The organism is Pseudokineococcus sp. 1T1Z-3, from assembly GCF_037482365.1.
In the GTDB taxonomy this organism is placed as follows: domain Bacteria; phylum Actinomycetota; class Actinomycetes; order Actinomycetales; family Quadrisphaeraceae; genus Pseudokineococcus.
The window spans coordinates 1-2,255 of the sequence record NZ_JBBHZF010000042.1; the positions used below are offsets into that span (position 1 = coordinate 1).

General features: G+C 73.0%; 2 protein-coding genes. Both read left to right on the forward strand.

All coding sequences use genetic code 11. From position 1 onward, the window contains the following. Positions 1-15 precede the first annotated feature (15 nt). Positions 16-861: a cation diffusion facilitator family transporter gene (locus WDV86_RS16015; protein WP_339568653.1), complete on the forward strand. Its 846-nt coding sequence runs from the start codon at positions 16-18 to the stop codon at positions 859-861. 108 nt (positions 862-969) lie between these two features. Then, on the forward strand, positions 970-2,255 hold a 1,286-nt coding region (locus WDV86_RS16020), incomplete at its 3' end, for an HAD-IC family P-type ATPase (RefSeq protein ID WP_339568652.1).

Here is a 2,255-nt window from a genome sequence, read left to right on the forward strand (position 1 = left end):
GGGGGCGGTGGCCCGATGAGCACCTCGACGCGCCCCGCGGCGCCGGTCTTGGACGGTGCCCGGCGGGTGGTGCTGACCCGTCGCGTCCGCTGGGTCGTGGCCATCACGATCACCTGGAACGTCGTCGAGGCCGTCGTGGCCATTACCGCCGGCCACGTCGCGTCCTCGACCGCCCTGGTCGCCTTCGGTCTCGACTCCGTCGTCGAGGTGCTGTCCGCCGCCGCGGTGGCGTGGCAGTTCTCCGCCCCCGACCCCCAGGCCCGCGAGAGGGTCGCGATGCGGTTGATCGCGGTGTCCTTCGTCGGCCTGGCGCTGTTCGTTTCCGTCGACGCCCTCCGCACCCTGCTCGGCGCCGCCGAGCCCGAGCACTCGACCGTCGGCATCGCCTTGGCCGCGCTCAGCCTCGCCGTGATGCCGTTCCTGTCCTGGTTCGAACGCCGCACCGGCCGCGAGCTCGGCTCAGCCTCAGCCGTGGCCGACTCCAAGCAGACGCTGCTGTGCACCTACCTGTCCGCGGTCCTGCTGGTCGGGCTGCTGCTCAACTCCACCCTCGGGTGGACCTGGGCCGACCCGATCGCGGCCCTGGTCATCGCCGCCGTCGCCCTCAAGGAAGCCCGCGAGGCATGGCGCGGTGACACCTGCTGCGCCCCCACCGCCCTCACCGCTCGTGGTGACGTCCCGGCGCCGGCCGACGGCCAGGTCGACAGCCATGTCGATCCTTCGCTCGGGATTCAGCCAGAGGCTCAGGAGGCCGGATGCAGCGACGGCTGCTGCTCGGTGCCCACGGGCTCGTCCCGTCGAGGCCAGGCCGCGCACATGTCTTCGCCCACGCCCACGCCCACGCCCAGGCCGGGGTCGTAGCCGACCGGTCGTCGCCCGTCTGCAGTTGGTCGGGTTCTGGTCGTCGGGCGAGGCGACCACCTCCTCGAACCTGGGAATAAGGTACCCCCCGGGGGTATTGTGATGGGCATGGTTCAGCTGCGTCACGGCCCGCGCGTCGCCGCCCACGGCTCGTCCGACGGCTCTGATGGCGACCACGCCCCCACCGGCACGACGGCCGAGCACACATGCCCGATGCACCCCGAGGTCCGCCAGCAGGGACCGGGGGCGTGCCCGATCTGCGGGATGGCGTTGGAGCCGGTGACGGTCACCGCCGAGGACGGTCCGAGCCCGGAACTGGTCGACTTCACCCGCCGGCTGTGGGTCGCGGTGGCCCTGAGCGTGCCGGTGGTGGTCCTGGAGATGGGTTCGCACCTGTTCCCCGTCGTGCACGACCTGGTGCCGCCGGCGGTGTCGGTGTGGGTCCAGCTGGTCCTGGCGACCCCGGTGGTGCTGTGGGCGGGGTGGCCGTTCTTCGTGCGGGGTGTGGCCTCGGTGCGCAGCCGGCACCTGAACATGTTCACGTTGGTCGCCCTGGGGACCGGGGTGGCGTGGGCCTTCAGCGTCGTGGCGGTCGTGGCGCCGGGGATTTTCCCGGCGGCCTTCCGCGGCATGGGCGGGATGGTCGACGTCTACTTCGAGCCGGCCGCGGTGATCACCGCGTTGGTGCTGCTGGGTCAGGTCCTCGAGCTGCGCGCCCGGGACCGGACCTCAGGGGCGGTCCGCGCGTTGTTGGACCTGACCCCGCCGACCGCCCGGCGGGTCGAGGCCGACGGGTCCGAGCGCGACGTCGACCTCGTCGACGTCGTCGTGGGTGACCTGGTGCGGGTGCGTCCCGGGGAGAAGGTCCCGGTCGACGGGACCGTCGAGCAGGGCCGCGCGAGCGTCGACGAGTCGATGGTCACCGGCGAGTCGATGCCGGTGACCAAGACCGGCGGTGACCCGGTGATCGCCGGGACGTTGGCCTCCGGCGGTGCGCTGCTGGTGCGCGCGGGCGCCGTCGGCGGGGACACCGTCCTGGCCCGGGTGGTCGACCTCGTCTCGGCCGCGCAGCGCTCCCGCGCCCCGATCCAGGCGACCGTCGACAAGGTCGCCGCGGTCTTCGTGCCCGTGGTCATCGCCGTGGCCGTGGCCGCCTTCGGCGTGTGGGCGTTGATCGGGCCCGACCCGGCCCTGGCGCACGCCTTGGTCGTGGCGGTCAGCGTCCTGATCATCGCCTGCCCCTGCGCGCTGGGACTGGCCACACCGATGTCGGTCATGGTCGGCGTCGGCCGCGCCGCCGGCGCCGGGGTGCTCGTCAAGGACGCCCAGGCGATGGAGCGGCTGGAGAAGGTCGACACCGTGGTGGTCGACAAGACCGGCACCCTCACCCAGGG